This window comes from uncultured Shewanella sp. (assembly GCF_947495455.1).
Taxonomy (GTDB): Bacteria; Pseudomonadota; Gammaproteobacteria; order Enterobacterales; family Shewanellaceae; genus Shewanella.
Window position 1 is genome coordinate 67,773 of the sequence record NZ_CANLZC010000014.1, and the last position, 6,606, is coordinate 74,378.

At 37.0% G+C, this 6,606-nt stretch carries 6 protein-coding genes; 3 read left to right on the plus strand and 3 right to left on the minus strand.

Annotated elements, in window-relative coordinates:
- The first annotated feature begins 8 nt into the window (after positions 1 to 8).
- Positions 9 to 812, plus strand: a complete 804-nt coding sequence (locus Q0791_RS06345) for a glucosaminidase domain-containing protein (protein WP_299003913.1) — start codon at positions 9 to 11, stop codon at positions 810 to 812.
- A gap of 50 nt (positions 813 to 862) precedes the next feature.
- Here Q0791_RS06345 and dkgB read toward each other — a convergent pair whose 3' ends face one another.
- Positions 863 to 1,669 (minus strand): 2,5-didehydrogluconate reductase DkgB, encoded by an 807-nt coding sequence (gene dkgB / locus Q0791_RS06350; protein ID WP_299003915.1) that lies wholly within the window; start codon positions 1,667 to 1,669, stop codon positions 863 to 865.
- A gap of 145 nt (positions 1,670 to 1,814) precedes the next feature.
- Here dkgB and Q0791_RS06355 point away from each other — a divergent pair, with 145 nt between their 5' ends.
- The gene (locus tag Q0791_RS06355) at positions 1,815 to 2,630 is read left to right on the plus strand and encodes a hypothetical protein (protein ID WP_299003917.1); all 816 of its coding nucleotides are present in this window, start codon (positions 1,815 to 1,817) and stop codon (positions 2,628 to 2,630) included.
- 61 nt (positions 2,631 to 2,691) lie between these two features.
- Complete coding sequence (locus Q0791_RS06360) at positions 2,692 to 3,357, plus strand: thiopurine S-methyltransferase (protein WP_299003919.1); 666 nt, start codon at positions 2,692 to 2,694, stop codon at positions 3,355 to 3,357.
- Between the two features lie 41 nt (positions 3,358 to 3,398).
- On the opposite strand, the gene Q0791_RS06365 is transcribed toward Q0791_RS06360, so the two are convergent.
- Positions 3,399 to 4,514, minus strand: coding sequence for a porin (locus tag Q0791_RS06365; RefSeq protein ID WP_299003921.1), 1,116 nt, complete (start codon positions 4,512 to 4,514; stop codon positions 3,399 to 3,401).
- Between the two features lie 358 nt (positions 4,515 to 4,872).
- On the minus strand, positions 4,873 to 5,928 hold the full coding sequence (locus tag Q0791_RS06370; protein ID WP_299003924.1) for a porin: 1,056 nt from the start codon (positions 5,926 to 5,928) through the stop codon (positions 4,873 to 4,875).
- Positions 5,929 to 6,606: the final 678 nt, after the last annotated feature.

The window sequence follows — 6,606 nt, forward strand, 5'->3', positions numbered from 1 at the left end:
GGAATATTATGCAATTGGCACAATTAATATTATCCTCATTGTTATTACTTAGGCGGAATGTCGCTGTGGGGCTCTTTTTATGTTTTTTTCTGTTGTCTACCCCCCTATTTGCGTCACAAAAAGCGGTGTCATTTTGGTCTCTTGACCATAATGAAACGCCCATGCCGAACTTTGCTAAAATCACTGACATAAGTGATAAAAAGAAAGCGTTTTTTGGTTACCTTAAGCCATTCGTAAATGAAGAAAATCATCGCATTTATGTTGAGCGTGTTTTTTTGTTGTCCATGCAAAGTCGTTTACAAAAAGGCAGTCAGTTATCTCATTCTCAGATATCACGTATACAAGCAATAGCCAAGCAGTATCAATATCAATTCACCTCTATAAAGGCTAAGTCATTTACTGAGCTATTGTATAAGGTAGACACTATTCCGTCAGATCTGGTGCTCATTCAAGCCGCACAGGAATCGGGTTGGGGGAGTTCTCGTTTTGCTCGAGAAGGGAATAACTTTTTTGGTCAATGGTGCTATACAAAAGGTTGTGGCTTAATGCCTCGCTTGGCTTCAAAAGGACATTTTCATGAAGTGAAACGTTTTAAGAGTGTGCAAGATTCTGTGATTGCCTATATGCATAATTTAAATGTCAATGGCGCTTATTTTTTGTTTCGAAAAATCAGAGCAACGCAATGGGCTAAAGGTGAAAAGCCAACGGCTGAGCAGTTAGTGTACGGATTGGTGAATTATTCACAGCGCAGGCAAGTTTATATTCGTGAGCTATTAAACCTGCTGCGAGAAAATAAGCGTTATTTACATTAGTTTCTATCCAATATCACACTTAATATTGTAATAACGGGGAGAGGGGAAGTTTAGTCATCCCAATCAGGTGCAAAATCAGGGTTGGCAAAGCGTTTATTTTTATCCAATGAATCAATGAGCTGACATTCATGGCTGGTGAGTTCAATGTGAGTGTAAAGTAAATTATTTTCAAGGTTAGCCTGTTTCGATGATGAGGGTATAGCGATTAAATTTTTACTATCCATCCAGGCTAAAATGATCTGTGAGGGCGTCGCATTGTGGATATTGGCTATTTGCATTATGGTATCATCTTTAAGGGCTTGTCCAACGGCAAAGGGCATATAAGCGGTCACGAGAATGTGGCGAGATTGACAAAATTCGACCAGTTTTTTGTTTTGTAAATAAGGATGAACTTCAATTTGGTTGGTGAGAATGTGCTCACGAGGAAGCAAATCCATGGCCGTTTTCATTTGGTTTATGGTGAAGTTCGATACGCCGATGTATTGCGTGAGTCCCATGGCTCTCGCATTGGCTAATAATGAGAGATACTCCGACATAGGAACTTGATTATTCGGAGAAGGCCAGTGGATTAAGAGTAAATCGACATAACTGGTATCTAAATTATCCAGACTGGTTTTAACACTATCGATAAAATTTTTAGCAGATAAATTATCGAACCATACCTTAGTGGTGAGAAAAATATCATCCCGTGGAATGCCACTTTTTGAAATAGCTTGCCCAACAGGGATCTCATTTTGGTAAAACGCAGCGTTATCAATATGTCGGTAACCTGCTTTAAGCGCCATAGTCACAGAGTCAAATGCTACCTGATCCGTTAACCGAAAGGTTCCCATACCAATCGCAGGAATATGCATCATGTCATTTCCTTTATGTTATTTACCTCTAGTTATTATTTTAGACGTATTTTCGAGCTTTATGCTTGTGATATTGTATTTCTGTTATTCATCAATAAGAATTAAATAGATTGCTGTTGAACATTTCCCCTTTGACTGAGGAACAATAATGCTAGTTGAGTTTATGCTAATTAAAACCGTGACAACCTTAGTCGTGGTCATGGGCTTGGCTTTTATTGCTGAAAACAGCAGTGCACGTATTGCTGGAGTGTTATCTGGTTTCCCCTCTGGCATGGCCATTATTATTTTCTTTTTAGGCGTGGATAATGGCACTGAATTTGTTGTGCACAGTGTCGATCATACCATTTTGGGAAGTTTGGGCGCCATGGTATTTGCTTACGTGTATTATCGCGTGTCTAATGTGGGTGAGAGAAGTCACCTTGTTTTGTCTTGGGCAGCTGCATTGATTGCTTTTTTGATCACTGGCGATATATTGATTAGGTTAGAATTACCGATAATAGCGCAAGTGGTATTGGCTTTTTTGTCAATGGGCTTGTTTGCTAGGTTATTTCATTCAGTCAAAGACAGCGCCATTAAACAAAAAGTCCCATTCACCTATAAAATTCTTATTTTTAGAAGTGTCATTGCTGTTCTTATGGTGCTATTTATCACTGGTATTGCTGAGATGGTAGGGACGCAGTGGGCGGGAGTATTATCGGGTTTTCCGTCTACTTTTGCCCCTTTTTTATTTGTCATTCATCTGACTTATGGCAGCAAGGTTGCGGCGACTTTGCTAAAAAATTATATTTTAGGTATTGGGGCTTCTATTTGTTATTCCGTTTCGGTGATCAATTTTTATCCTCGATATGATTTATATTTAGGTACATTGCTCTCTTTCGTAACATCAAGTATTTATCTTGTTTTATATGTGTGTGTATATCAATATTGGAAGCGAAAGCAACAGATGAATGAGGGGACGCAATAATTCTTGAGAATGAGTCTGTTGTTAAAGACATACTTTCAAGTGTATAAAGGTAAATTAGAGTATGAAAGCAAGTTTTTGGCATGAGCGTTGGGAGAAGCAGCAAATTGGATTTCATAATGAAGAAGTGAATCCATTATTAATAAAATATTGGCCGCAATTGGGGTTAAATACTGCAGCAAGAGTCTTGGTGCCACTTTGTGGTAAGACATTGGATATGTGTTATCTCAAAGAGATAGGTCACAGTGTGTTAGGCTGTGAATTAAGTGAGCTGGCGGTGAGGCAATTTTTTTCTGAATATCAGGTTGAGCAGGAAAGCTTGGCTTGTATTCAAAAAAATGAACATCAGCATTTTATTTTAGATAATATCACAATAATACAAGGTGACATGTTAACCCTGTCTTCGCAAGATTGTGGCACTATCGGTGCTTTTTACGATAGAGCGGCGCTTATTGCATGGCCTGAAGCGTTAAGACAGACATATGTTGAACAGTTAATGAGGTTATTGCCTTTGGGAAGTCGAGGTTTATTGATAACCTTAGATTACCCTCAAGAAGTGATGGCTGGACCGCCTTTTGCCGTGCAAGATGATTGGATTATTGACAATATGGCATCGGGTTTTGATATAGAAAGATTAAGTTGTGATGATGTATTGCATGAGAATCCTAAATTTATGCGTAAACAAGTCCCTTGGTTAACTGAATCCGTTTATAAGTTGATCAGGAAATAGCTAAATGGTGAGCCCGACTGCTGGGCTCACCCATGAAGCCGTTAAAATACGTGTTCCATTCCTAGAGTGAAAATGTGATCTGTTTTGAGTGAGACAGGGGTATTATTGTTAAGGTAATGTCCCTGATACCTAACATAATGTCCATAAAGCTTAGTCGTAGCCAATAACATATGATCGGCCCCTACTGCCAATTGTTTCATTTTGATGTTTGAAAATTGGCTACGAGGGTTGCTAGTACCATCTTGGGATTTTACCGATTTGGTGGCATTAGAAAAATAGTAACCTAATCCTGATGTATCTGTTGCGTATTCGGCTTTAAAATTAATGCGTTTATAGCAATACATGATATTGTAAAACAGGCTGTTGCCTCGCATGTTTTGCTCTTCTTCAAGGGTACTTTTTGTATGCTGATAAATCGTGCCTAAGGTAAAGTCTCCGAGTTGGATCTGAGCGATGCCTCGATATGCATCCACATCGGAGATGCCTTTGTTGTAGGAGGCCGCAAAGTAATAGGGCTGTTTTCTAAAATTTTTATCACCATAGGTGGTGGTTATTGCGTATTGAGTTTGGCCGTTTTTTGAATGACTTTTGCTTGTTTCATCATTTTGATCATCATTTGATGTGTGATTATCTGTCATCAAATAGGTTGAACTAAATTCAAGTCGATCTGCAAAACGTGGAGAAAAATACCAAATAGAATCTGCAGTTCGGCTTTGCCCTGCGACTAAGTTGTTCATATCGGCATTGGTGCCGTTAAAGACATCGGCATCGCCTTCAGAATTTTTAAATACAGTGTTGTTTCGCCCCACCAAAACAGTGCCTAACGTATCTTCTATTCCTAGATATGTGTTGTGAGCCTTGATTGGATCTTTATTACCTTCAAGGCTAGGGTTAGATACACTGACACTGAGTTTATAAATGATGTGTCTTTGGTCGGAGATATCATAACTGCCTTTCATGCCAATAGTGACATAGCTCTCAATACTTGTGCCTTTCTTGTGATTCTTGGTCCCATACTGGGTTGTGGCATTCGCTAGCGAGAAATCCATACTGCCATAAAATTGTGGCTCTTCAGCTAAAGTATGTAAACTGACAAAAGCCATTAAGAAACAGAGTAAGTTTGCAGGGTAAGTTAACTTTCTAATTATAGTCGTCATTGGTTAATCTTTATGTGTAAATATTATCCATCGTTTTTTTACAAGCATCCTTTCTTGTATTTTTGAGTGGAGAATATTAGCGTTTTATTAAGCATTGAGAAGTATTTAAAACATCTTTTATTGTTTTAATGCTTAAAATTAACTTATAGACATTTATAATTAACAATTGGTTATTGAAGTGTTCATTGTGGCGGTATATTATTAATTTAATATTATCATTAATCGTTTTATTTTTACTTTTCGAGTTTAAGCTCGATTTTGGTGATGGCATTTTTGGGTATGTGTGAAGGAATGGGAGTCATTTTGAAGTTAGTGGGAAAAAGAAACATCCTTGTTAAGCCTATAGGCGCTTTGATTATCAGAAATTGTAGTCAACACCGACGGTGATCATATTGTCGTTATCGAGTGTGTAATTAACGCCGGCATTAGTATAATTTCCTCGATAGAGAGTGTAATGGGTGTAAAGATCGGTGGAGTTTGAGAGAACATAATCAGCACCTATGGTGATTTGTGACATGTTGACATGGCTAAATAAACTTCTATCGGTAGCACTTCCACCCGTTGCATTTTTAAAGTAATACCCTAACCCTGAATTGTCAGCACCATATTCAGCTTTTAAATTGATGTTATCAAAGGAATAGATCACATTGAGAAAATAACTATAGCCTTTCATGTTAGTTTCTGTTGTGATTAAACTTTTCGTGTATTGATAGAGTCCCCCAAATTTAAATGCGCCTAATTTGATTTGGGATACGCCTCTGTAAGCATTGACATCAGAAATGCCATTGTTATAGCTGGCAGAAAGAAAGTAATTTTGTTCGAGTAGTTGCTTATCACCTAATGTCGCTGATATGGCATATTGACTGTTGATATTAACATCATCATCTGTGGATTGGTTTTCTGCCATTAAGTAAGTGGCATTTAATGAGATTAAGTCGGCAATTTTGGGTGAATAATACCAGATCCCATCGGCACTACGAGTTTGTGCCGCCACAAGGTTGTTTATATCAGCATTGGTGCCATTAAAGGCATCGACACTACCCTCACTGGCTTTAAATACTGTGTCATTTCGGCCAAATAAAACAGTACCGTATTGTGCGCTATTTAAGCCTAAGTAGGTATTGTAAGCTTCAACGGGATTCGATGAACCATCAGTGCTAGCATTGTAGATCTGAAAGCTCATTTTATAGATTAAGCTGATATCGTTCGTTATCGACTCATCGCCTTTAATGCCTATAGCGGCCCAGCTTTCAATGGAGGTTCCTGATTTTCCATTACGAGTACCATTGTCTGTATTTGAATTGACAATTGAATTATTCATTTCACCAAAAAAAGTCATGCCATCAGCATAACTCATCGAAGAAACTAGGCTTAGCATTGTCGCAAATGGAATAGATAGAGGGCATTTATTCATTATTATTCTCAGAGATACCATGTAACAAGAAATGATTGGCTTAGTCGCCTAAATGATGGGAAAGCATAATAATGAATAATGATGTTTTAAAGCTAACTTTATTTATTAATTTAGAATGAATTAAAGATTAAAAAACAAAATAATCATTAACCTGATGTAAGAAAAAAACCTCGATGATATATTTAATTATTAAAATTAATTAACGGTTAACAAAATTTGTTTTTGATTAACGATGGTTAATTGATTTAACGAAAGCAAGTAGGGTAGGCATGACTTAATTAACTGTCGATTTTAAATAAGATTTTACTGTAAGTAAGTGTCATTAATTGTTATTTTTTGCAATCTAATATCGTGATTGCTTTTACGAATTTTATTGTAAAGATCAAATTTAATGATGGTAGAATTCGAGATTTTAATCGTCTTAAAATTTATTTAAAACCTCAAGAGACCCATATTTCATTGTATTAGTGATTTGCTTTGTGAATATAGGCTATTATTTTTCGATATTTTTTGAATGTGGTTAATTTTTCGCTATGAGTTACATTTGTGAGTTAAGTTTGTAAGTTAATGGATTAGGCTTCAGCTATTCTGAAGTATTACAGGTACTGAGGGATCCCCACTTTTCTGGCTCATAAACAATGAATACTGATTGTGAAGTGAGCCAAGTTATACAGCACA

Coding starts and splice junctions, on each gene's coding strand:
- Q0791_RS06345 (WP_299003913.1), top strand. CDS start 9: ATGCAATTGGCACAATTAATATTATCCTCATTGTTATTACTTAGGCGG.
- dkgB (WP_299003915.1), bottom strand. CDS start 1,669: ATGATGCATATTCCTGCGATTGGTATGGGAACCTTTCGGTTAACGGAT.
- Q0791_RS06355 (WP_299003917.1), top strand. CDS start 1,815: ATGCTAGTTGAGTTTATGCTAATTAAAACCGTGACAACCTTAGTCGTG.
- Q0791_RS06360 (WP_299003919.1), top strand. CDS start 2,692: ATGAAAGCAAGTTTTTGGCATGAGCGTTGGGAGAAGCAGCAAATTGGA.
- Q0791_RS06365 (WP_299003921.1), bottom strand. CDS start 4,514: ATGACGACTATAATTAGAAAGTTAACTTACCCTGCAAACTTACTCTGT.
- Q0791_RS06370 (WP_299003924.1), bottom strand. CDS start 5,928: ATGAATAAATGCCCTCTATCTATTCCATTTGCGACAATGCTAAGCCTA.